Annotated in this window: 18 protein-coding genes and 1 pseudogene; 14 read left to right on the forward strand and 5 right to left on the reverse strand. The window is 64.8% G+C overall.

Annotated elements, in window-relative coordinates:
- The first annotated feature begins 261 nt into the window (after positions 1-261).
- The 7 genes from ACTHQX_RS05915 to ACTHQX_RS05945 all read left to right on the forward strand — a co-directional run bounded on the left by ACTHQX_RS05915 (position 262) and on the right by ACTHQX_RS05945 (position 8,573).
- Entirely contained in the window at positions 262-1,599 is a 1,338-nt protein-coding gene (locus tag ACTHQX_RS05915; protein ID WP_236808376.1) for an MFS transporter, read from the forward strand.
- 49 nt (positions 1,600-1,648) lie between these two features.
- On the forward strand, positions 1,649-2,788 hold the full coding sequence (locus tag ACTHQX_RS05920) for a thiolase family protein (protein ID WP_440156209.1): 1,140 nt from the start codon (positions 1,649-1,651) through the stop codon (positions 2,786-2,788).
- Positions 2,785-3,102, forward strand: a complete 318-nt coding sequence (locus tag ACTHQX_RS05925) for a zinc ribbon domain-containing protein (protein WP_440156211.1) — start codon at positions 2,785-2,787, stop codon at positions 3,100-3,102. The genes ACTHQX_RS05920 and ACTHQX_RS05925 overlap by 4 nt, the downstream gene beginning before the upstream one ends.
- Positions 3,099-4,694, forward strand: a complete 1,596-nt coding sequence (locus ACTHQX_RS05930) for an ATP-dependent acyl-CoA ligase (RefSeq protein WP_236808381.1) — start codon at positions 3,099-3,101, stop codon at positions 4,692-4,694. The genes ACTHQX_RS05925 and ACTHQX_RS05930 overlap by 4 nt, the downstream gene beginning before the upstream one ends.
- 88 nt (positions 4,695-4,782) lie before the next feature.
- Positions 4,783-5,745, forward strand: coding sequence for a LysR substrate-binding domain-containing protein (locus ACTHQX_RS05935; protein ID WP_236808383.1), 963 nt, complete (start codon positions 4,783-4,785; stop codon positions 5,743-5,745).
- A gap of 164 nt (positions 5,746-5,909) precedes the next feature.
- Positions 5,910-7,628 carry a thiamine pyrophosphate-binding protein gene (locus ACTHQX_RS05940; RefSeq protein WP_236808385.1) on the forward strand — a complete coding sequence of 573 codons (1,719 nt, stop codon included), beginning with the start codon at positions 5,910-5,912 and terminating at the stop codon, positions 7,626-7,628.
- Positions 7,629-7,697: 69 nt separating this feature from the next.
- Positions 7,698-8,573: a PaaX family transcriptional regulator gene (locus ACTHQX_RS05945; RefSeq protein ID WP_236808387.1), complete on the forward strand. Its 876-nt coding sequence runs from the start codon at positions 7,698-7,700 to the stop codon at positions 8,571-8,573.
- Positions 8,574-8,631: 58 nt separating this feature from the next.
- Here the strand turns inward: ACTHQX_RS05945 and ACTHQX_RS05950 are convergent, their stop codons facing one another.
- Complete coding sequence (locus ACTHQX_RS05950) at positions 8,632-9,030, reverse strand: RidA family protein (RefSeq protein WP_236808389.1); 399 nt, start codon at positions 9,028-9,030, stop codon at positions 8,632-8,634.
- Between the two features lie 135 nt (positions 9,031-9,165).
- Here ACTHQX_RS05950 and ACTHQX_RS05955 point away from each other — a divergent pair, with 135 nt between their 5' ends.
- The 7 genes from ACTHQX_RS05955 to ACTHQX_RS05985 are packed head-to-tail and all read left to right on the forward strand — an operon-like array spanning position 9,166 to position 17,325.
- A complete protein-coding gene (locus tag ACTHQX_RS05955; RefSeq protein ID WP_440156215.1) occupies positions 9,166-10,017 on the forward strand; it encodes a fumarylacetoacetate hydrolase family protein in 852 nt (283 codons plus the stop codon).
- A gap of 5 nt (positions 10,018-10,022) precedes the next feature.
- Positions 10,023-10,505 (forward strand): cupin domain-containing protein, encoded by a 483-nt coding sequence (locus ACTHQX_RS05960; RefSeq protein ID WP_440156216.1) that lies wholly within the window; start codon positions 10,023-10,025, stop codon positions 10,503-10,505.
- Positions 10,506-10,510: 5 nt separating this feature from the next.
- Positions 10,511-11,383, forward strand: a complete 873-nt coding sequence (locus tag ACTHQX_RS05965) for an acyl-CoA thioesterase (RefSeq protein WP_440156218.1) — start codon at positions 10,511-10,513, stop codon at positions 11,381-11,383.
- Positions 11,384-11,437: 54 nt separating this feature from the next.
- Positions 11,438-13,096 carry an AMP-binding protein gene (locus ACTHQX_RS05970; protein WP_440156220.1) on the forward strand — a complete coding sequence of 553 codons (1,659 nt, stop codon included), beginning with the start codon at positions 11,438-11,440 and terminating at the stop codon, positions 13,094-13,096.
- A gap of 14 nt (positions 13,097-13,110) precedes the next feature.
- Positions 13,111-15,501, forward strand: a complete 2,391-nt coding sequence (locus ACTHQX_RS05975) for a bifunctional salicylyl-CoA 5-hydroxylase/oxidoreductase (RefSeq protein WP_440156221.1) — start codon at positions 13,111-13,113, stop codon at positions 15,499-15,501.
- Positions 15,502-15,503: 2 nt separating this feature from the next.
- On the forward strand, positions 15,504-16,868 hold the full coding sequence (locus ACTHQX_RS05980; protein WP_236808410.1) for an MFS transporter: 1,365 nt from the start codon (positions 15,504-15,506) through the stop codon (positions 16,866-16,868).
- A 7-nt stretch (positions 16,869-16,875) separates the two neighbouring features.
- Entirely contained in the window at positions 16,876-17,325 is a 450-nt protein-coding gene (locus ACTHQX_RS05985; protein ID WP_236808412.1) for an acyl-CoA thioesterase, read from the forward strand.
- Here ACTHQX_RS05985 and ACTHQX_RS05990 read toward each other — a convergent pair.
- From ACTHQX_RS05990 to ACTHQX_RS06005, 4 genes and pseudogenes are all read right to left on the reverse strand, one after another.
- Positions 17,306-18,070 (reverse strand): hypothetical protein, encoded by a 765-nt coding sequence (locus ACTHQX_RS05990; protein WP_440156223.1) that lies wholly within the window; start codon positions 18,068-18,070, stop codon positions 17,306-17,308. The two genes, ACTHQX_RS05985 and ACTHQX_RS05990, sit on opposite strands and share 20 nt — an antisense overlap.
- Before the next feature lie 269 nt (positions 18,071-18,339).
- Complete coding sequence (locus ACTHQX_RS05995; protein ID WP_440156225.1) at positions 18,340-18,441, reverse strand: hypothetical protein; 102 nt, start codon at positions 18,439-18,441, stop codon at positions 18,340-18,342.
- Positions 18,442-18,445: 4 nt separating this feature from the next.
- A pseudogene (locus tag ACTHQX_RS06000) lies at positions 18,446-18,571 on the reverse strand (IS256 family transposase); the annotation flags it as partial.
- 163 nt (positions 18,572-18,734) lie between these two features.
- Positions 18,735-22,751, reverse strand: a complete 4,017-nt coding sequence (locus ACTHQX_RS06005; protein WP_440156226.1) for an nSTAND1 domain-containing NTPase — start codon at positions 22,749-22,751, stop codon at positions 18,735-18,737.
- Positions 22,752-22,782 lie beyond the last annotated feature (31 nt).

The following is a 22,782-nucleotide window of genomic DNA, read 5'->3' on the forward strand; positions in this document are numbered from 1 at the left end:
CGTTAGCAGCAGCACGGGCGGTCGGGAACATCTTGTGGCCCTATTTCGTACCCCTTACCCAAACCCGCATAGGCCCTGGCAGGTTAGGCATTCGACGGTGGCGGCTGTCGGCGTCAGACTGAAGGTGAGTCATCGTGACGGCTGTCACACAAACCGGATCCAAGCTTGAATGCCGCATGCCCCTTTGCGGGGAAGTGGGCGGAGTGGTCCCAGAGTCAGCCCTAAAAAGGCCAAACCAAGTTGGCACCAAGGAGCAACAAAATGTCCCATCATCATCAGCACCAGCCATCGGCTCAGCGCCCTGGAGTCCGGCGGTACGTTGTTGCCTCTCTTGTGGGCAATGCGCTCGAGTGGTACGACTTCTTCCTCTACGCCACAGCATCGGCGGTCGTTTTTGGCCACTTGTTCTTTCCTGCAGACACCGACCCGCTGGTGGGAACTATGGCGGCGTTCGCCGGTTTCGCCGTCGGGTTCGCCGCCCGTCCCGTAGGTGGAATCATCTTCGGCCACATTGGTGACAAACTGGGGCGCAAGCATTCCTTGGTCCTGACACTGTCCATCATGGGCGTCAGTACAGCACTTATGGGCCTGCTGCCGACCTACGCGCAAGTGGGGCTGTGGGCACCGACGCTGCTTATCGTTCTTCGCATCCTGCAGGGTATCGCCGCGGGCGGTGAATGGGGTGGCGGCGTTCTGCTGATCAGCGAAAATGCGAATCATTCACGCCGGGGCATGCTCTCAGCCTTCAGCCAGGGCGGAATCTCCCTCGGATTTGTGTTGTCGTCTCTAGCCTTCTTCTTGGCCCAGCTGCTGCCAGAGCCGGAGTTCCTTGCCTGGGGATGGCGTCTGCCGTTCCTCGTGAGTGTGGTTCTGCTTGGTATTGGCGCCTACATCCGCTTCAAGCTTCCGGAATCCAAGGAATTTAACGAAGTACGTGAGAGCCGTCCCCAGCACCGGGTCCCCGCTCTGGATGCCTTGCGGGCCCATCCCCGCGAAATCCTCGTGGCCATGGGGTTGCGAGTGGCTGAAAACGGCGGCTCGTACATCTTCCTTTCCTTCTCCATCGTCTACGGGGTCCATGTGGGAGTGGAGAAGGGCGTTCTTCTGCTGGCCGTGGCAGTGTCAATGCTGGTTTCTTTTGGCACCTACGTCTTCTTCGGGTACCTCTCTGACCGGATCGGCCGGCGCCCCGTATACGCGTTTGGTGCGATCGGGATGGGCGTGATGGCCTACCCGTTCTTTGCGATGATCGACGCCAACACCCCCGCGGTGGTCATCCTCGCCTTCCTGATCGCTAACGGTGTTTGCCACGGGGCGATGATCGGAACGCAGCCGGCGTTCTTCCATGAACTGTTCTCCGCCGAAGTCCGGTACTCGGGCATGGCAATCGCGCACGAAGTAGCAGCCGTCTTCGCCGGCGGTTTCGCGCCCCTGATCGCCACGGCCTTGTTGCTGAACTCCAATTCCTCCGCGCCGGTGTCGCTGTACCTCATCGGAATGGTAGTCGTAACCCTGATTGCCGTCGCTGCCGCGGGCGGGAAAAAGCGCGCCGATCAGCACCAGGAAACGGGACAGGCAACTGTTGAAAGCGTGTCCTAACGGTCCGCCAGTTCCATCGCAACATTCACAGCCATCAGGAAGGACCGACGTGACGGCCTCCATCATCGGGACAGGACAATCCCCGTACACCCGACACCCCCATGCAGGGACGGACACATCCCACGTTATTGCCCAGGCCGTCCGGAGCGCATTGCTTGAGGCTGGCCTTAAGCCGGGCGACGTTGACGGGTTTGCTGTCTCAAGTTTCACGCTCAACCCCGACCACGCCATCGATCTCGCCTGGCGGATGGGCCTGCGCCTGACCTGGCTGATGCAGGATACAAACGGCGGAGCCAGCGCGGGCGGAATGCTCCAACACGCCGTTCGGGCCATCGAAGCCGGGGACGCCAAAGTCATCGTTCTCGCGGCAGGCGACCTGATGGACGGGGCCGCGTTCTCACGGTTGGTGGCGAGCTACAACCGCGCGACCGAGGACCATCTGGCGCCGTTGCCGATGAGGGGACCGAATGCCTTGTTCGCAATGCTCACGACCCGTCAGATGGAAGCGCTGGGGTTGAGCCGTGAAGATTACGGGCACATCGCCATTGCCCAGCGCCAGTGGGCTGCCGACAACCCCGCGGCCGTCTACCGGAAACCCCTCACCATGGACGATTACCTCAGCGCCCCGGTTGTTGCCACACCATTGGGCCGCTACGACTGCGTGCCCCCGGTAACCGGTGCCGACGCCGTGGTCCTAGTCGCCGAACCGCGCAACGGCACACCACGGGCCAAGGTCCTCACGGTGCGTGCCTCCTATAACGGCGACCAGCAGGCAGGCGACGGACTGGAAACCGGGCTACGAGCATGCGCATCGGCTGGCTGGGAAGAAGCCGGAATCGGCCCGGAGGAGGTGGACCTGGCCTGCGTCTACGACGATTACCCTTCCATGGTCGTGGCCCAGCTCGCAGACCTGGGCGTAATGCCTGCAGGGGAAGACGCCTCCAATTTCATCAAGCGCCACATCTCCACCCGCGACCTGCCAGTGAATACGTCCGGAGGCCAGCTCTCTGCCGGACAGGCAGGAGCCGCCGGCGGAATGCACGGACTTGTGGAGGCGGCCCGCCAGCTCATGGGCACAGCAGGAGCACGTCAAATTCCGGCCCGCCACGCTGTGGTCAGCGGGTATGGCATGGTCCTGTACCGCTATGGCGCCTGCGCCACCATGTCGGTGCTGGAGGCCGGAGCATGAGCGCCCTGGTGCAGGAATGCCGCAGTTGCCGGCACCTTCTTTTCCCCGCCCGGCTGTTCTGCCCACACTGCGGAGGAGACAGCTTCTCAACAGTGGCTGCAGCCCACGGAACCGTGGAGCAGAGCACGACCCTGGCCGATGGCACCGTCCTGGCAACCTTGAGCATCCACCGCGGTCCAATGGTCGTCGCACGCCTTACCGGCTCCGGTGCCCAACCGGGCCAAAGCCTGCCCCTGACCAATGACCCAAACGCCGGTTCCGGCGTCCACGCGTATCTACCTGTCCGCTCCACCGTGAATGAGGATCAGCCATGAATTCGACACTCGCTGAACGCCGCCAACGTCCACTGACCATCCCGCAGATGCTGCTTGAACGCGCTCAGAAAGCTCCATCGGCGCCCCTGTTCCGCTGCGGTGATGTCCGCCGCGACAGCCAGGCCATGGTGGACGCCGTCGCAAGGACCGGAGGAACCCTGCGCGGGGCCGGGATCGAGCGCCATCAAACTGTAGCGCTGATGTCCTCGAACCGGACGGAACTGCTGGACCTGATCCTCGGCTGTGCCTGGATCGGCGCCGTGGCTGTGCCAGTGAATACAGCAAGCCGGGGTGAACAGTTGCGGCACGTGCTGGAGAACTCCGAGGCCTCCCTGGTGGTGGCCGAAGCCGAACTGCTGGCGCACATCGCAGCAGTGGCACCGGCGAGCCTCAAAGAAGTGTGGGTCCTTGACGGACCTGCTCTCGACGTGGAGGCACCCTTCGAGGTGCTCTCGCTTCCGGAACCTGGCCCGGCCGTTGACCCGGTGGGCACGGCCCCGGGCGAGGCGGCCGCCATCCTCTACACATCTGGAACGACAGGGGTATCGAAAGGTGTGTTGTGTCCGCAGGGCCAGTTCTACTGGTGGGCCGTTAACATGTCCGACCAGCTGGGGCTTAGGGCCGATGACGTCCTGTACACCTGCCTGCCGCTGTTTCACACGAACGCCCTCAACGCTTTCATGCAGGCGGTCGAGTGCGGGGGCGAGTACGTCCTGGGCCCCAGGTTCTCCGCATCCCGTTTCTGGACGGACGCGTCGTCGGCCGGAGCCACGGTGACGTATCTCCTGGGAGCCATGGTTGGGATTCTGGCAGGAAAGGATCCCGGGCCCGGCGACCGGGACCACCGCATCCGTGTGGCCCTGTCTCCTGCAACCCCCGCCCGGCTGGTCGAGCCTTTCCGCGACCGGTTCGGAGTGCTGTTGCTTGACGGTTACGGATCGACGGAAACCAACTCGGTGATCGGATCAACCCCGGATCTATGGCGCCCCGGCTACATGGGCAAGGTTCGCCCGGGCTTCTCCATCCGCGTGGTGGACGTCGACGGTGTCCCGCTCCCCAGCGGCGTGGCCGGTGAGCTGCTGATCCGCAGCGACCAGCCCCACGCCATGGCAACCGGCTACCACGCCATGGCCGACGCAACAACGAAGGCGTGGCAGGACCTCTGGTTCCACAGCGGAGACCGGGTAGTCGTCGACGAGGACGGCTGGGTTCGGTTCGTAGACCGGATCAAGGACGTCATCCGTCGCCGCGGGGAAAACATCTCCTCGGTCGAAGTGGAGCAGGCGCTCCGGCAGCACCCTGCCATCCAGGACGCCGCTGTTTACGCCGTCGACTCCGAGTTGGGTGAGGACGAGGTGATGGCCGCACTTGTTCTTCGGGAGCCTGTTGATTTCGGCGAGCTGTGTGAATTCTGCGCTCCACGGCTGGCGTCGTTTGCCATCCCGCGCTTCGTGCGCGTCGTAGACCAACTGCCCCAGACCGAGAACGGCAAGGTTCGCAAGCAGGTGCTCAAAGCAGCGGGCCGCGGGGCTGCCCAGTGGGACCGGGAAGTCGCCCTTTTCCGCCGAACGACCGCAACCGCTGCGCGCTGACCCCGTCAGGGATAAACCTCGTCTCCTTTGGGCCACGGAGCCAGCAAACGGCACCGCGACACGGGCAGCGCGCCAGTAGGATGAAGAAATGGATCTGCGGGCGCTGCTGACCACCCACCTGAAGCTGCGTCATCTTGTGATCGTGCTTGCCATTGCAGAACACGGAAGTCTGGTCCGGGCTGCGGAAGAACTGTATCTGACGCAGCCGGCGATGAGCCGGGCTTTGCGGGAAGCCGAGCACGCTGTGGGAACTTCGCTGTTCGAACGCACCGGTCGCCGCATGGTACCCACGCTGGCCGGGCAGGCGTGCCTCGAGCACGCCAAGGCCATTGTGGGTCATCTGGGTACCCTGCGGCGCCGGGTCGACGAGCTCACAGACCCGGAAGCGGGCGTGGTCCGGGTAGGCGCGCACGTTACCGGCGCGAACCTGCTGCTGCCGCGAGCCGTGGCACGGTTCACCGCCGAGCGGCCCCGGGTGGAGGTCCTGCTGCGGGAGGCGCCGCCCGAAGCCCTGATCCAGGAACTGGGCAGCGGCGATCTGGACCTGCTGGTGGGCAGGGTTACGGATCATCCCAGTACGGCGCGGCTACGGCTGGTCCCGTTATACAGGGAGGACTTCCGCGTCGTTGCTGCACCATGGCACCCCGTGCACGGCCTTCCGGAACCCTCCCTGGAGGATCTGGTCGGGCATCCTTGGGTAGTGCCGCTGGCAAACACTCCGCTCCGCGACGAACTCGAGGAGAACTTCCGCAATGCCGGACTTACGCCTCCCGCACAACGCGTCGAATCCGCAGCTCCTGCCACCGTGCGTACGCTCGTGGCCGAGGAGGGATTCCTTGCCCTCATGCCCGAGTCGATGGCAGTCGCGGAGCCGCTCCTGCAGATGCTGGGACTGCACCTGGCCGGACTAGCCCAACAAGTGGGTCTATTGCTGCACCCAGACAGGCCATTGACGCCCAATGCCGCGATGCTTGCCGGAAAACTCCGCGAAGTGGGCGAGGAGATCGGGCGTGGACTCCTCGGTACCACCCCGCCGGTCCCTTCACAGTGACGGACCGCTCGTGGCCGGCACAGGGTGCATGTTTCAAATTATTGACGATCGTAAAAATCTAGCGATAGCATGGGCTTTAGACGAATCACCCGGCTGCGACACTGACGTCGACCGCTTCCGCTTCCGCGTGTTGCCCCCATGCTGTTCCCAAAGGAGAAGAGACAATGACCGTTTTGACCAGCAGGACCGAAGGCAGCGACGTAGCTAGACCGGACGTTTCGTCGGGCCTTGTGGCCGGCAATGTCAGCGAACTCGTTGGCTATACGCTCGCCCGGCTGGGCGTCGGCCACGTCTTCGGCGTCGTGGGCAGCGGGAATTTTGTGGTGACCAACGCGTTGCGCCGGGCGGGCGTGCCCTACACGGCGGCCCGTCATGAGGGCGGCGCTGCCACCATGGCCGATGCCTACGGGCGGATGTCCGGAAAGGTCGGCGTCGTTTCCACCCATCAAGGCTGCGGGCTGACCAACGCGGTGACCGGAATCGGCGAAGCTGCCAAGAGCCGTACGCCGATGATAGTTGTTACTGCCGATACGGCCGCTTCCGCCATTGGTTCCAACTTCAGGATCGACCAGGACGCCCTGGCCCGCAGCGTTGGAGCAGTGGCCGAGCGAATCCACTCACCCCAGACGGCTGTTGCCGACACGGTCCGGGCATACCGGACGGCAGTAAACGAGCGCCGGACGGTCGTACTGTCCCTGCCCACCGACATCCAGGCGGCGCCGGTGCCCGACGGGAGCGCTGAGCCGGGGCAACTGGCTCCGCCACAGCGGATAGCACCATCGGATTCTGCTGTGGAGCAGTTGGCCGGGCTCATCCGGAATGCCCGGCGGCCGGTTTTTGTGGCCGGGCGTGGCGGCCGAGGGGCGGGACCTGAAATTGCCGCCCTGGCCGAGGCGGCGGGGGCACTCGTGGCAACGTCCGCCGTCGCGCACGGCCTCTTCCAGGGCAACCCCTTCAATCTCGGTATTTCCGGCGGCTTTTCCTCCCCTTTTACGGCCGCTACGATTTCCGAGGCTGATCTGATCGTCGGTTGGGGATGCGCCTTGAACATGTGGACGATGCGCCACGGTTCCCTGATCGGTGCGTCCGCGAAGGTGGCGCAGGTGGATCTTGAGGACCGCGCCCTCGGCGCTAACCGTCCCATCGACCTCGGAGTGCTTGGCGACAGCGCAGAGACTGCAGCTGCTGTGCTTGCCAGGCTTCAGTCAGTCGAGCACCGAGCAGTGGGCCTGCGGACGCCCGATATGGCAGGACAGATTGAACGGCATGCTCGCTGGACCACGGAACAGACAGAAGATCTGTCTACTCCCGAGGCCATTGACCCCCGTGTGCTGAGCCGGGAGATGGACCGCATCCTGCCCGTCGAGAGGATCGTTTCCATCGACTCCGGCAACTTCATGGGCTATCCCAGCGCGTACCTGTCCGTTCCGGATGAATTCGGATTCTGCTTCACGCAGGCTTTCCAGTCGATTGGCCTCGGTTTGTACACGTCCATCGGCGCGGCCAAGGCCCGGCCCGACCGGCTGCCCGTCCTGGGGGCGGGCGACGGCGGCTTCCTCATGGCCATTTCCGAACTGGAAACGCTGGTCCGTGAACGCATCCCCCTCGTGGCGATTGTCTACAACGATTCCGCGTACGGTGCCGAGGTCCACCACTTCGAAGCTGATGATGCAGATATGGAAGTTGTGCGGTTTCCGACGGCGGACATCGCCGCGATCGCACGCGGCTACGGGGCGGCCGGAGTCACCGTCCGCAGTGTTGCCGATCTGGCAGCCGTCGAAGAATGGCTGGCAGGGCCTCGCGATGTGCCGCTCGTCATCGATGCCCGCATTGCTTCCGACGGCGGGGCCTGGTGGCTGGCCGAAGCGTTCAAGGGCCACTGAGCCGGATCACAGCGTCCTTAAAATATGCTTGGGATGACTGCGACCCCGACAGAATCGAAAGCCAATCGAATGAGTGACGTCCCCGCTCCTTTGCTGCCCCAACAGCAGCTCATCCTGACCATTTACGGTCTCTACGGGCGTAGCGGTGGCGGACAGCTTCCCATTTCTGTGCTGATCCAGATGCTCGGCGACCTGGGCCATGATGCCCCCGGCGTCCGCTCGGCCGTCTCGCGCCTGAAGGCCAAGGGAGTGCTGGCGAGCGTCAAGAACGGGGGAGTGGCCCGCTACGAACTCTCCGAGCGTTCACTGAGGCTGATCAATGAGGGCGATGAGCGCATCTTCGCCCCCTACCGTGCAACCACCGGCGCCCCGTGGGTGCTTGCCATCTTTTCCGTGCCTGAGTCGATGCGGGACCGCCGGCACCAGTTGCGCGCTGAGCTGACCAGGTTGGGTTTTGGCTCCATGGGGGCCGGGGTTTGGATCGCTCCCGCGGGAGTGCGTGAAGGCGCGAGGCAGCGGCTCCAAGCCAGGGGGCTGGACCAGTACGTTGAGTTTTTCACCGGCGACTACTCGTCGGATTCAGATATGCGGTCCAAGATTGCCCAATGGTGGGATCTGGAGGCCCTGGAGTCGCAGATTTCGGAGTTTATGGACATCTACGGCGGATCGCTGGAGAACTGGACCGCGCTGGTGGGGGATGATCCTGAAAGGGCGTTGACCGCGTCTTCCGCTGACCTGCGCCGGGATGCCTTCCGCTACTACGTACCGATGCTGACCCTGTGGCGGCGCCTGCCCTACCGCGATCCCGGCCTGCCCCTTGAGTACCTGCCGCAGGGCTGGCAGGGGCCGGAGGCCCGCCGGATCTTCTTCAGCGTCCACCGCCTGATCGCGCCAATGGCGGAGCGGTACGCCATGGCCCTGGTGGAGGAAGCGGAAGCCGCCTAGGACAAAGAGGGATCCGGCTGGCCAACAGGCCAGCCGGATCCCCTTTTATTTCCCCGGGTCAGCGTTCGCTGATCACAGCGATGCCCTGAATTTCAATCAGCGCCTCTTTCTGCCACAGGCGGGTGACGCCGATGCCCGCCATCGCCGGGTACTGCGACCCCGCCATCTCACGCCAGATACGGCCAATTTCGCGGCCGTTGGCCATGTAGTCCTCCACGTCGGTGAGATAAATGGTCACGTTGACCAGGTCCTCTGGCTGGCCCCCGGCCTCCCGCAGCGTGGTGAGGACGTTGGAAAACGCCTGCGTGAACTGCTCGACAATGCCGCCGGGAACGATGTTCATGTTCTTGTCCAGGGCTGTCTGGCCGCCCAGGAACACCATGTTTCCGGCGAGCATCCCGTGCGCGAATCCGGACGGTTTGGGAAGCGACTCCGGGTTGATTGTCTTGTGGCCCATGCTGTTCCTCCTGGTGGGGTGGCTCCTGAAAAAAGTTCCGGAAAGGCTCTGTGCAGATCAATTCCGCCGTGCTACGTTGAGCATATGTGACGATCGTAAAAAAGTCGACACATCATTCTCGAAGGGACTTAGACCATGAAACTCGCCACCTTGCGCACGGCAGGACAGGGAACGACGGCGGCACTCGCCACGGGTGCCGACGCTTACGTTGCCCTCCCTGCCTCTGACGTCGGGGAGCTGCTGGCCCGCCCGGATTGGCGGGACGTGGTTCGGGTAGCCGCCACTGCTCCCGAGCGGGTCATGATTGAGGCCGAGGCCGTTGACTTCGCTCCTCTTCTTCCCCAGGCCGGCAAGGTCATTTGCTGCGGCCTCAACTACGCGGACCACATCCAGGAGATGGGCCGGGAACTTCCCGAATATCCCACTCTCTTCGCCAAGTACGCAGACACTTTGGTGGGCGCGACTGACACCATCGAGGTCCGCGGAAGCGACCGTGTCGACTGGGAAGCCGAGCTGGCCGTCGTCGTCGGCTCCGAACTTTCCCGCGCAGACGAGAAGCAGGCCGAAGCGGCGATAGCCGGCTACGCCGTGGCAAATGACGTGTCGATGCGTGACTGGCAGAACCGGACACTGCAGTGGTTCCAGGGCAAGGCGTTCGACGGAACCACCCCTGTTGGTCCGGTCATGGTGACCCCTGACGAGGTCGGCGGGCCGTTTGACGTCGTCGGTTACGTGAATGGTGACGTCGTCCAGAAGGGCAACACGGGCACTCTGGTGTTCGGCCCGGCAAAACTTCTTTCCTACATTTCCCAGTTCACCACGCTGCGTGCCGGCGACCTCGTTCTGACCGGAACCCCCGGGGGCGTGGGCATGGGCATGACACCGCCCCGTTTCCTGAATGACGGCGATGTACTCACCACCGAAATCACCGGCATCGGACGCCTTGAAAACATCGTCCGCATCCGTCCAGCATCAATCAAGGAGTGACTCCCATGAACCAGACAGCTACCGATTACCGCCTCGAGGGCGACAACTCCATCTACGCGCAGACAGACGGCAAAGTAGTCCCCGTGGTGACGCGCGCGGGACAGGAAGACACCAACACCGCCCAGTCCGGGGACTGCATCCGCGTCTCGGGAGTCAGCATCCAGCACACTCCGGCCACGAAGATCTGGTTCGGACAGGTATCCAATACTCCGGGCTACCGCTCGTTGCCGCACCACCACGGCGAGGCCGAGACCGGCGGCTATGTGCTGCGCGGCCACGGGCGCATCTACTTCGGTGAGAACTACCAGGAATTCCTTGACATGAAGGCCGGCGACTGGGTGTTCGTCCCCCCGTTCATGCCCCACGTGGAGGCGAACATGTCCGTGACGGAAGAGCTGGTGTGGCTCACCGCCCGCACCCCGGAGAACCTCGTGGTCAACCTTGAGGACGTCCCCGACGAGACGCTCGCCGACTACCGCAGGGCATAGCCGCAATGATCACTGGAACCCTGACCTCGGAGACTTTCCTGAATGCCGTGGAGCTCACGCGCGTGCCGGAGGAAGTCTACGACGAGGCCTATGAGGCAACCACCCAGTACGTGCCGTGGCCCAAGGCTTACGGCGGCGACATGGTGGCGCAGGCCGCCGCGGCGATGATGCGCTCGGTCGATGACGACAGGGCGCTGCACTCCATGCACAGCTACTTCATGCGGCCGGTCGACGTCGGATCAAGCGTCCGCTACGAAGTGGAGCGGTTGCGCGACGGACGCGGATACTCCACCCGGACGGTGCGGGGCTTCCAGAACGGCAAGCCTGTCTATGCCGCGATGGGCTCTTTCCAGGTTCCCGAAGACGGGCCGGACTTCCAACCTGAGGCTCCCGCCGCCGTCGACCCTGAAACACTGCGCAGCGCGGCTGAGGCACTGGACGAAGCGGCTGGCCCGGCCGCAGAATACTGGTCCACGGGCCGCAGTTTCGACATGCGCCACGTTCCGGGCCCCGTCTACATCGACCTGGAGGGCGGGCCGGTCCCGCAACAGGCCATCTGGGTGAAAGCCTTCGACGCCCTGCCGGACGGCGCAGACCTTCACCGCGCCGCCCTGGCCTACGTGTGCGACTACACCATCCTGGAGCCACTCCTGCGGGTTAACGGCCTGCACTGGTCCAGTCCTGGGCTTGCCACCGCCAGCCTCGACCACTCCATGTGGTTCCACCGTGAAGGCCGCGCCGACGAATGGGTCCTTTACGCACAGGAAGCCGTCTCCGGGCAAAGCAACAGGGGCCTCGCTACGGGCCGCTTCTTCGACCGGCAGGGAAGGCTCCTTGCCACTGTCGCGCAGGAAGGCATGATCCGACCCGGGGCTTGATTTTTCCCACTCGAATCCATCAGCTTCACCGACGCACAACTGAAAGGAACGGCCATGCGCATGACGCCATCGGCCCACGTGGACACGTTCACCCGCGACCACCTGCCGCCCGCCAACCTCTGGCCGGCGCTCGAATTCCCGCTCCCCGAGCTCCAGTACCAGGAACGGCTCAACGCCGCCGTTGCCCTCATCGACAGCGCCGTCGTTGAGCACGGTGCGGACCGGCCCGCGCTGCGGACCCCGGACGGCACCGTCTGGACCTACGCCGAACTCCAGCAGCGCGCCAACCAGGTGGCCCAGGTCCTGACCGAGGACCACGGCGTAGTGCCTGGAAACCGCGTGCTGCTGCGCGGGCCCAACAACCCCTGGATTGTTGCTGCCTGGCTGGGCGTGCTGAAGGCAGGCGCAGTGGTGGTCACCACCATGCCCATGCTGCGTTCCACCGAGGTCGCCTCGCTGATCCGGCTCACCAAGCCCGTAGTGGCCATCTCGGACCACCGCTTCATCGCCGAGCTCGCCGCGGCAGCAGGGGAGGACGTCACCGTCCTTGCCTACGGAAGCGACGACGACGGCGACCTCACCGCGCGCTGCGCAGCCAAGAGCGGACAGTTCAACGCCGTAGATACCGCCGCCGACGACGTCGCACTCCTGGGCCCGACGTCGGGCACCACCGGCGTGCCGAAGGTGACCATGCACTTCCACCGCGACATCCTGGCCAATGCCGACACCTTCGCCCGGCACATCCTGCAACCCACCGCGGACGACGTGTTCGCCGGTTCACCGCCGCTTGCCTTCACGTTCGGATTGGGCGGGCTGGTGGTCTTCCCGCTCCGGTTCGGTGCGTCGGCGTTGCTGACCGAAAAGGCCGGCCCGGTGGAGCTGGCTGAACATGCGGCGGCTGCCGGGGCAACGGTGCTGTTCACAGCGCCCACCGCGTACCGGGCGATCCTCAAGGAGAACCGGGGTGACCTGCTCCGCGGCCTGCGGATGGCCGTGTCCGCGGGCGAGCACCTGTCCAAGGAGACATGGGAAGCCGTTCGCGACGCAACCGGCCTGCGCCTGGTGAACGGCATCGGCTCCACTGAAATGCTGCACGTCTTCATCTCCGCCGCCGGCGATGACATCCGGCCGGGCTCCACCGGCCGGGCTGTGCCGGGCTTTAGGGCAACCATCCTGGACTACGACGGCAACGAGCTCGGGCCCGGTCAGGCCGGACGCCTGGCGGTTATCGGTCCCACCGGCTGCCGCTACCTGGACGATGAACGTCAGGCCAATTACGTCGTCCGGGGCTGGAATGTCACCGGGGACACCTTCACCAGGGACGAGGACGGGTACTTTACGTACCAGGCCCGGTCGGACAACATGATCGTCTCCTCCGGCTACAACATCGGCGCACCCGAAGTGGAGGCGGCCATCGACCAGCATCCGGATGTTGTGGAGAACGCCGTGATCGGCCGTCCCGACCCCGAGCGCGGCAGCATTGTCTGCGCGTTTGTCGTCCTGCGCGACGGCGTCACCGGCGACGCCGAAAAGCGCAAGGACATCCAGGACTTCGTCAAGGCCACCATCGCCCCCTACAAATACCCCAGGGACATCCGGTTCGTCACTGAGCTGCCGCGCAATCCCAGCGGCAAGCTGCAGCACTTCAAACTCCGCGACTCCATCGCGAACCAGACCCAAGAACTCACCCCCGCCGGCCAGAGCCAGGCGTGAGAAGGAGCAGGACCATGAAAATCGCAATCGTTGGAGGCGGCCCGGGCGGCCTCTACTTCGCAGCATTGATGAAGCAACTGGACCCGTCCCACGAAATCACCCTCTGGGAACGAAACGCTGCCAGCGACACCTTTGGTTTCGGCGTCGTCTTTTCCGACGAAACCCTGGGCGGAATCGGCAACGCGGACCCCGTGGTCGCCGACTACATGAGCCGCCGCTTCGCCCGCTGGGCCGACATCGATATCCACTTCGGCGGACAGATGATCAGCGTGGGTGGCCAGGGTTTCGCCGCCATGAGCCGCAAGGAACTCCTGGAGCTGCTCCAGCGACGCTGCGCCGAGCTCAACGTTGACCTGCGCTTCCAGACCATGGCGCCCGCCATTGAGGAACTCGAAGCCAACTATGATCTGGTGCTGGCCGCCGACGGCGTCAACTCGCAGATCAGGGCAAAGTACGCAGAGTCTTTCGGGCCAGACCTCGATCCACGCACCAACAAGTACATGTGGCTCGGCACGGACCAGGTGTTCGAGGCCTTCAAGTTCTTCGTGAAGGAAACCGAGTGGGGCGTCATGCAGATCCACGGTTACCCCTACTCGGACGAGGGCTCAACCTTCATCGTGGAAATGCACGAGGACGTCTGGCGCGCCGCCGGTTTCGACGAGACTGCCAACGACGTTTTCCCGCCGGGTGTTTCCGACGAGAAGGCAATCGCCAAGATTCAGTCGATCTTTGCTGAGGAACTGGACGGCTACGAAGTCCTGTCCAACAACTCCAAGTGGCTGAACTTCAACACCGTCCGCAACCAGAGCTGGCGCAAGGACAACGTCGTCCTGGTGGGGGACGCTGCCCACACCGCACACTTCTCCATCGGCTCAGGCACGAAGCTGGCCATGGAAGACTCACTGGCCCTGGCCGCCTGCCTGCACGAACATCCCGACGTGGAATCCGCGCTGGCCGCCTACGAAGCCGAGCGCCGGCCCGTAGTGGCCTCCACCCAGCGTGCTGCACAGGCGTCCCTTGAATGGTTCGAACGCATTGGCCAGTACAAGGATCAGGACCCGACGCAGTTCGCGTTCAACCTGCTGACCCGCAGCCGCCGCATCACGCAGGAAAACCTGCGCCTTCGCGACCCGGAGTTCGCCGACGCCGTGGACCGGAACTTCGCCGAATCGCAGGGACTGACGCAGGTTGCACCGGCCATGTTCCAGCCCTTCCGCATCGGCGGACTGGAACTGAAGAACCGTATCGTGGTGTCCCCGATGGACATGTACTCGGCGGTGGATGGAATTCCGGGAGACTTCCACAAGGTCCACCTCGGTTCCAAGGCCCTGGGCGGCGCAGGCCTGGTCATGACCGAAATGGTCTGTGTCTCGGCGGCCGGACGCATCACGCCAGGCTGCACCGGCCTGTACACGGACAGCCAGCGGGACAGCTGGAAGGAGATCGTGGACTTCGTCCACAGCCAGTCCAGCGCCAAGATGGGCGCCCAGATCGGCCACTCCGGCCGCAAGGGCTCCACCAAGCTCATGTGGGAGGGCATCGACGAACCATTGGAAACCGGCAACTGGCAGGCGGTGGGCCCCTCGGCCATCGCCTACGGCCCCCACAACCAGATGCCGGCCGAGCTGGACCGCGCCGGCATGGACGCCATCAAGGAAGAGTTCGTCGCCGCGACGCTCCGGGCCGAGCAGGCGGGTTTCGACCTCCTCGAGGTCCACGCCGCCCACGGCTACCTGCTGTCCTCCTTCCTCTCACCCATTTCCAACAAGCGGACCGACGAATACGGCGGCAGCCTGGAGAACCGGCTGCGGTTCCCGCTGGAAGTGTTCGACGCCGTCCGCGCGGCCTGGCCCGCCGGCAAGCCGGTGACGGTGCGCATCTCGGCAACGGACTGGATCGAGGGCGGCAACACCTCCGACGATTCCGTCGAAATCGCCCGCGCCTTCGTAGCCCACGGTGCAGCCGGCCTCGACGTCTCCACCGGGCAGGTCGCCAAGGAGGAAAAGCCCGCCTTCGGCCGCAGCTACCAGACGCCGTTCGCTGACCGCATCCGCCAGGGAGTAGCCGCCCCGGCAGGGGTGGCAGTCATCGCCGTCGGCGCCATCTCCAGCTACGACGACGTCAACTCCATCCTCCTCGCCGGCCGGGCAGACCTCATCGCACTTGGCCGGACGCACCTGTACGACCCCCAGTGGACCCTCCACGCCGCAGCCGAGCAGGAATACAACGGGCCAGGCGCACAGTGGATCCCGCAGTTCCGGGCCGGCCGCCGCAAGCCGCCGAGCTCCCGCACCGACGCAGTACGTCCCCGCCTGTCCCTACTGAAGGAACCAGATGCTGAAGTCACCAACCCGCACCTTCGCTGGACGCCCGCTTCCTCTTCGGCATCGGTCCTGGTGAAGTAGCCATGGCAAACGCACCCGTCACCGATTGGAAAGTCCCCAGCCGGACCACCGGTTTGGTTCTCTTCTGCTGCTGGCTGGCCATCCTGGCCGAAGGTTACGACGTCGGCGTCCTCGGCGCCGTCCTGCCGGCCCTGGCCGAGTACAAGGAATGGAACCTCAGCCCGCTCGCGCTTGGTGGACTGGGATCCTACGCCCTGATCGGCATGCTGATCGGTGCCCTGTTCATCGGCACCCTGAGCGACCTTGTGGGCCGCAAGAAGATGCTGCTGGCATCCATGGCGATCTTCACCCTGACCCAAATTGGCGCCGCATGGGCGCCCACCCCCGAACTGTTCGGACTCTTCCGCCTGATCGGCGGGCTGGGCATGGGCGGCGTCATCCCTGTCGCTGCCGCCCTGACCATTGAGTACTCGGCCCCGAACAAGCGCTCCTTCAACTATGGCCTCATGTACTCCGGCTACTCCCTGGGCATCGTCGCTGCCGCCCTGGCCGCGCTTTTCGTACTGCCGCTCGGCGGATGGCGGGCAGTGATCGCGATCGGCGCAGCACCGATCGTGCTGCTCCCCATCATCTGGAAGCTTCTACCCGAATCGCTGGAGTACCTCGAGACCAAGGGCCGGAGGTCCGAAGCAAAAGCTCTTGCCTTCAAGCTCAAAATTGCCAACTACACCCCGATGGCAGCACCGGCACCGGCTGCCTCCAGCACAGAGGCCGAGCCGTGGTGGAAGACGATCACCACCATGTTCTCCGCGAAATACCTCAGGTCCACCGTCTTCTTCTGGATCTCGCTGTTCTGTGGCCTGGTCCTCGTGTACGGACTCAACACCTGGCTGCCGAGCATCATGAAGAAAGCCGGATACGACCTCGGCTCGTCCCTCACGTTCCTCTTGGTCTTCAGCCTTGCTTCAGCCATCGGCGGCCTCATCCTGGGCCGCGCCGCAGACAAGTACGGCAAGAAGCTCATCCTTGTGGTGTTCTACATCCTCGGCGGCCTGGGCATCATGCTGCTGGTCTTCCCGAACACCATGGTGGTCAACCTGCTGTTCGTCGCCTTCGCAGGTGTGGGTTCCATATCCACGTCACTGGTCCTCACGGGCTACATCGCCGACTACTATCCGGCCAAAATCCGCGGCACAGCCACAGGATGGGCATTGAGCTTCGCCCGCCTCGGCGCCATCTCCGGGCCATTGATCGGCGGATGGATTGCAGGCTCTAAACTGCCCTTTGAGGCCAACTTTGCGATTTTCGCCGGCATTGCAGTGCTGGCAGCCGCGGCGGTGGCCATGATCCCCAAACCGCTGGCGGAAGCGGCTGGTACTCCGTCGAGCGAGCCGGAGGAAGAGAACGCCGGCATCGGAACACACTAGGAGCAGCATGGATCACACTGAGGCAGAGGGAAACGCGGGTTTTCCGCAGGCGAGCGTTGAGCGGACCGTGGAGTGGGTCGACACGGATGCATCGGGCCACCAGCACAACTCTGCGATCCTCCGGTGGGTTGAGGCGGCAGAGGCGGAGCTATTCCGCAAGCTGGATCTGCCGGACTATTTCCCCAGCGCCCCCCGTGTCCAGCAAGTGATCAACTACAAGGCGAAGTTGTGGTTCGGCCAACGTGTGACGGCAACAGTGAAAATCAACAAGCTTGGCCGGACCTCGCTTACCATGGGCTTCGAAGTCCGGTCCGAACCATCTGGCGCTCCCACCGGCGGAACTCCGGAGACCGGTACCGTTGCCGCGTTCGGTACATTCACCACGGCGCATGTCCCGGCGGGGGCCTCGACCGCGCAGCCCTGGCCTGAGCACTTCGTCAGGGCTGTGCGGAGATGACCTCGGCAAGGGACCTCATGCCAAGCTGGTTACGGCCAGCGTCGGCGCTGATTGCAATGCGCGCCGCTGGCCGCACGCATGCGCACCGACTCACCCGTGCCGCCTTAACCCCGGCGCAGATAACCCTGGCGCTGACGCCGCCGTGGTGACGGCAGATGTGCAGGCCTGGCCAACCGAGAGAAACGTGCCCGTTCCTACGCAGGGCGCCTTTGCAGTCGATGTACGGGTCGTGGGCGATCACGTCATGCCCAGTGCTTGGGCCGTCGTCTTGCCGATCGGGCCAAATCCGATAACGCCCAGGGCGTCGCCGGTGAGCTCGCGGCCGTTCGTCTGGGTCCCAGCCGCCGGCCCTGATGCTGGCCAGGTTCTGAGGAATCAGCCGCGCGCAGTTGAGCATCAGCGCCAAGGCGTGTTCGGCGATGCTGATGCGGTTCGCACCGGGTGTGAAGGTCACGGCGCCGCCATTTTTTGTGGCTGCAGTGACGTCGATGCTGTTGTATCCAACCCCGCAGCGACCGAAGACCATCAGGTGCGGGGCGGCGTCGATGACCTCGGCGGTGAAGGCGTCCGTGCCGGCGACAATGGCGTCGACATCCTTGACGTAGTCGATCAGTTCTTCGCCGGTGCGGAGCCGGTCCTGGTACTTGGAGAAAACGACGTCGAAGCCGGCGTCCTGCGGCATCCGGTCAACTTCTCCGCCGGGTTGAAGATAGGCGGTGGTCGCGAGCACCCGTGGGGCTGCCATGGGGCGTTCCTCCAGTCGCGGCACTGCGCCGCATCATTCGGCTCGCTTTCCGTTCCGTTCGGCGCGAGCCGGTTATCGGGGATAGTCGGACACACTGGTCGTGGATCCGCGGATCACCGGTCGCCCTTGGTGTCCGGGCGTGCAAGCCGTCGTGGAGGCGTTGCCGGTCCTGCTGTCCGCCTTTTGACGGGGTGGCGTGCGCTCTCCAGGTTGCGCTTCTGTGCTGCCGGCGATGGTGCCGGCAGCACAGAAGCGCAGTCCGCTGGTTCCTAGTGACTGGAGGCTGGTACCCAGACACGCATGGTGGAGGGGCCGCGGTTTGCCCAGAGGAAGTAGGGGGTGAAGGTGAGTGCAACTTCCTGCGCCTTCACCGCACAGCCGGGTGATCGCCGGGTACTGCCGGCCCCATTTGGTCGAGAACCCGACGAAGCGTTCCTTCGCTGCGGCCTCGGAGGGTGCCGTGTAGACCGGGCGAAGGTCACGGGACATCTCGTCCCAGTACTGCCGGGGCCGAAGCAGTACGCATCACCACCGTCCGGGCTGAGTCAAGGAGTCAACGAATACGGGGCAGTCCCTGTCCCCCAAAATCGGTGGGCCCGCGCTGGAATGCTGGGGTGGTGTCGAGAACATCCGTCCTGCCCCGGCCTGGTTGTGAAGGGATGCGCTATCCTGCACGAGGGTTATCGGATACCAGGGCCGCGGGAGGTGCCCCGGTGCCCGCCGGCATATCCGGGCACGTCCGCTGGTAGGGCCGTCCGGGTACCAGGGCAGTCCACTCGCTCATCGTCATGTTTCGATTGACCAGTGCGCAGCCAGCTTGGGCCCAAGACGAGAAGCCCAGGTCCCACAGACGGGCGTTTCTGTCCCAGCTCGAGGACGCGACGAACTTGCTGTCGGGGCTGAACGCAACCCCGGTGACCTCCATGTTGTGCCCACTGAGAGTGACAGAGGGAGACTGCGTGGAAGCGACGTCCCAGACGCGGACCGTCCGGTCGTCGCTCCCGGAGGCGATCAGCCGACCGTCGGGGCTAAAAGCGACGCTTCGCACGACGTCAGTGTGCCCGCTGAGCGGCGCACCCATCCTTTTTCCGGTGGCCGCATCCCAAAGCAAGACGTTGTTATCGGAACCGCCGGAGGCCAGCACACGCCCGTCGGGGCTGAAGGCCACCCCGTAGACGGGTCCTTGGTGGCCGGTCAGAGGTCCGACCGATCGTCCCGAAGCCGGGTTCCAGATACGGACCGTGCCGTCATCCGATGCGGATGCCATTGCACCGTCCGGGCTAAACGCGATGCCGTTCACGCCCTCGAAATGGCTGAGCTGCGGAACCGAGCGGCGCTCTCGCGACGTTACCCTCCAGGTCTGCACGGTCCCATCGTCGACAGCTACGGCGACCTGCTCACCGTCCGGGCTGAACGCCACGTCGGATAGCGCACCGCTAGCCGCGATGGGGGGGCCAAGGAGGTCGCCGGTCCCAGCATTCCAGAGCTTCAGCACGCCGTCGCCGCTGACTGAGGCGAGAGTGTGTTCGTCCGGGCTGAACGCTACGGCGTTCACCTCCGAGTTATGACGTAGGGCCGGACCGCGGCGTTTCCCGGAGGCAACGTCCCACAGCTGCGCAGTACGGTCCACACTTGCGGTGGCCATCATGTCTCCAACAGGACTCATCGCGACGTCTTGAACGTAATCTAGGTGACCCAGATAGGCGCGACTGACCGAATAAATCTCCGCGACATCCCAGAGCCGCACCGCGCCATCCCAACTCGCCGTGGCAAGCGAAGCCCCGTCGGGACTGAAAGCCACGCCCTCGACGTCTTGGGTGGAACCGAGGAGTGGCAGGCCTGCGGAATGGCGGCTTGCCACCGTCCACAAGGTCACAGTGTGGTCCGCATTCGACGAGGCGAGGAGGTGACCGTCCGCGCTGAAGGCCAGACCGCGCACCTCCCCGCCGCCGCTCGCCAGCGGGCCGCCGATGGCCTGGCCGGCATCGGGCTCCCACAGCCGCGTGTTTCCGTCGCTCCCGCCCGAAGCCAAGATCCGGCCATCCGGGCTGAACGCGACCGTCAGGACCTTCTGGCCGTTCACGAACTCTTTTAACAGTTTGCCGGACTCGGAGTCGTATGTCCGCACGATTCCGTCTTTCCCCGCGGCCGCTACCACTCCGTTTCGGCTGAACGCCGTGCCGTAGACCGCGCCGATAGTGCCGGTCAGGGGCCGGCCGCGGAGCCGGCGAGACGTGGTGTCCCAAACCTTCACTTGGCCGTCATCGCCTGCTGACGCCAGCATGCGACCGTCTGGGCTGAACGCCACATCCCACACCCACGATCCGTGCTCCAGAGCGGCATCTTCCTTGCGGCCGGTGCCCAGGTCCCAGATCCGAATCTTCCCATTGCGGTCTCCGGCGGCTACTCGGTGGCCATCGGGACTGAATGCCACGCTCCACACCTCCGCCTTTCCTGCTAGAATGCCGAACTCGTGGCCCGTGGCCGCGTCCCATAACCGAACCGTCGTGTCGCCCCCGCCGGACGCCAGTACCTTGCCGTCAGGGCTGAACGCCACGTCATGCACCTGGCCGGTGTGTGCGAGCAGCATCCGGGAAGGATGGGTAACCCGCGCCAACGCGGTCACCAAACCCGGCGCCGGTGGTGCGGACTCGCCACCCAGACTGAGGGCCTGCAGCCCGGCAAGGATCGCGGTGTGCGGTTGTGAGCCGACCAGCCCATTCGCTGCCGCCGCCAACTGCCGGCTTAGTGCAAGGTCGGCCTGCCTCTGTGCCTCTATGTTCCGCTGCCACGCCACAGCACCCGCGGCGAACGCGAGAGCGAGGAAGACGGCGAGACATCCCACCAGGATTCGCCGACGGCGGTTCGATCGGCGCGCCGCCTGCAGCTCTCGCGCGGCAAGTTCGCGGCTTCTCTCCAGGAAACGGCGTCCGAGGGGGCTCAGGTCTGGCAGACGCTCTTCGGACCAGCGGTCGAAAGCAGCCAGTCGCCCACCGCGCAATAGGAAGGACTCGTCTGCGCCGCCCTGCTCCCAATCTGCGGCGAGACGATCGAGCTCCGAACGCCGCTCCAGCCATTCCCGAGCCTCGCCGATCGCCCTGCACAGCGGCGGCCACTGCCGCAACAGCGCCTCGTGTGCCACGTCGATGACGCCCTGCCCGCCGCCGTTCGTGCGCTTCCTGTCGTCAGCAGCCGTTGTCGTGTCTGCAGCACTGGTGAGCAGGCGTGCCTCGACGAACGTGTCGACGACGATGCACTCGTCCGGCACGAGGCTTCGGCGCTGAACCCGCCGCCGGGTGGGCTCACCGCGCCGCTCCACCGACACAAGCTTGAGCAAGGTGGGCAGGACCCGGGAGCCAAGACCGCGCCGTGTCAGTTCGTCGAGGATCTGGTCGGCGCGTCTCGTCAGGGCACCGACCACGCCGCCAATGGCCTCGTATTCGCTGCCGTCGATCCTTCCATCAACTCCAAATCGCTCATAAAGTACTCTGAGCGTGTAGGCCATAAGCGGCAGCGCGTCGCCCCCCTCCGCGTCCCGTGCAATCCGTTCGACAAGGCCGGGCTCGTAATCCACGCCGGCACGTTGCGCAGGCCCGGCAATGACTTCGGACAGCCGTGAGCGGCTGAGCGGCTCCACCACCAGTGAGTCGTTCATCGCCTCGCAGAGTCCGGCCCGCTCAGGAGCGGTCGACAGGAACTCCGAACGAACCGTCGCGACGACCCATACCGGGGAACCTTCGCGGGCCACAGCTCCCGAGAGCAGATTCAGGAACGCTTCCTGCTCACGCGGCCCACTGAGCGTCAGCAGCTCCTCCGCCTGGTCGATGACCACAAGCACTCTCGGTCGTTCCGAGCCGGGGCTGACGTTTAGCTCGGCGAGCTCTGTGGCCAGATCGAGGAGGGCCTGTGGGCCCTGCTCAAGGCGGGTCGCCACATCGACGCGGGAGTACATGCGTCCGTGGACGGCGAAGCGGTCCGCCAGACAGGCGGCTAGTTGCTGCCTGGGATGTGACCCGGGCCGCAGTGGTGGCAGGATCACCCAATGCTGGCTAAGCTTCACCATGCGGGGCAACAGCCCTGCCCGCAGTAACGAGGACTTGCCGCTGCCCGAGGGGCCCACGATGGCGACGAACCGGCCGGTTGCGCGCTGCAGGGTCGGTTGCAGCAGCTCGAGGAGTCTGCCGACCTCCGGACCACGGCCAAAGAAGACCGCAGCATCGTTCGCCTCGAAGGGCCTTAGCCCTGGGTACGGGGATCGATTGGGATCCCAGGCGAAGGACTCAGCCGGGTCGAGGCCGGCAGCCAACAGCCCGTGCCGCAGGCGGCTCAGTGCATGATCTCCGTCGGCAAAATCAATCCATTGCACGTCGTCGAGCAGGTTAAGCCGCGCGCCTGACTCCACGCGGACGGGGATCACGGCTTTGCCCAGTGCCCGGGCCAGACTTACCTCCGCGAAGCACCAACGCGACGTGGTCGACGCCGCGCTGGCCAGGAAGAGGACACCGTCACATTTGCGCAACTGGGCGTAGAGTTCGCGCTCCCAGTCCCGGCCGGCGCGAATGCCGTCGTCGGCGTCGAAGTCCATGAACAGCGCAGCATACCCCTGGGCCCTCAGCCAGTCGCGCACCTTCTCCGCGGGTTCGTGGTCCCGTGAGCTGTGACTCACGAAGAGCGACGTCATGTCGACCTCGGAGCCTCTACGCGGGCACGCT

It is taken from the genome of Arthrobacter sp. SAFR-023, assembly GCF_051965295.1.
Taxonomy (GTDB): domain Bacteria; phylum Actinomycetota; class Actinomycetes; order Actinomycetales; family Micrococcaceae; genus Arthrobacter.

Excerpts from the sequence above, each read along its gene's own strand:
- ACTHQX_RS05990 (WP_440156223.1), bottom strand. The coding sequence starts at position 18,070 with ATGGCAGCCCCACGGGTGCTCGCGACCACCGCCTATCTTCAACCCGGC.
- ACTHQX_RS05925 (WP_440156211.1), top strand. The coding sequence starts at position 2,785 with ATGAGCGCCCTGGTGCAGGAATGCCGCAGTTGCCGGCACCTTCTTTTC.
- ACTHQX_RS05950 (WP_236808389.1), bottom strand. The coding sequence starts at position 9,030 with ATGGGCCACAAGACAATCAACCCGGAGTCGCTTCCCAAACCGTCCGGA.
- ACTHQX_RS05985 (WP_236808412.1), top strand. The coding sequence starts at position 16,876 with ATGGATCACACTGAGGCAGAGGGAAACGCGGGTTTTCCGCAGGCGAGC.
- ACTHQX_RS05960 (WP_440156216.1), top strand. The coding sequence starts at position 10,023 with ATGAACCAGACAGCTACCGATTACCGCCTCGAGGGCGACAACTCCATC.
- ACTHQX_RS05975 (WP_440156221.1), top strand. The coding sequence starts at position 13,111 with ATGAAAATCGCAATCGTTGGAGGCGGCCCGGGCGGCCTCTACTTCGCA.
- ACTHQX_RS05945 (WP_236808387.1), top strand. The coding sequence starts at position 7,698 with ATGAGTGACGTCCCCGCTCCTTTGCTGCCCCAACAGCAGCTCATCCTG.
- ACTHQX_RS05935 (WP_236808383.1), top strand. The coding sequence starts at position 4,783 with ATGGATCTGCGGGCGCTGCTGACCACCCACCTGAAGCTGCGTCATCTT.
- ACTHQX_RS05940 (WP_236808385.1), top strand. The coding sequence starts at position 5,910 with ATGACCGTTTTGACCAGCAGGACCGAAGGCAGCGACGTAGCTAGACCG.
- ACTHQX_RS06005 (WP_440156226.1), bottom strand. The coding sequence starts at position 22,751 with ATGACGTCGCTCTTCGTGAGTCACAGCTCACGGGACCACGAACCCGCG.
- ACTHQX_RS05965 (WP_440156218.1), top strand. The coding sequence starts at position 10,511 with ATGATCACTGGAACCCTGACCTCGGAGACTTTCCTGAATGCCGTGGAG.
- ACTHQX_RS05915 (WP_236808376.1), top strand. The coding sequence starts at position 262 with ATGTCCCATCATCATCAGCACCAGCCATCGGCTCAGCGCCCTGGAGTC.
- ACTHQX_RS05955 (WP_440156215.1), top strand. The coding sequence starts at position 9,166 with ATGAAACTCGCCACCTTGCGCACGGCAGGACAGGGAACGACGGCGGCA.
- ACTHQX_RS05970 (WP_440156220.1), top strand. The coding sequence starts at position 11,438 with ATGCGCATGACGCCATCGGCCCACGTGGACACGTTCACCCGCGACCAC.
- ACTHQX_RS05930 (WP_236808381.1), top strand. The coding sequence starts at position 3,099 with ATGAATTCGACACTCGCTGAACGCCGCCAACGTCCACTGACCATCCCG.
- ACTHQX_RS05980 (WP_236808410.1), top strand. The coding sequence starts at position 15,504 with ATGGCAAACGCACCCGTCACCGATTGGAAAGTCCCCAGCCGGACCACC.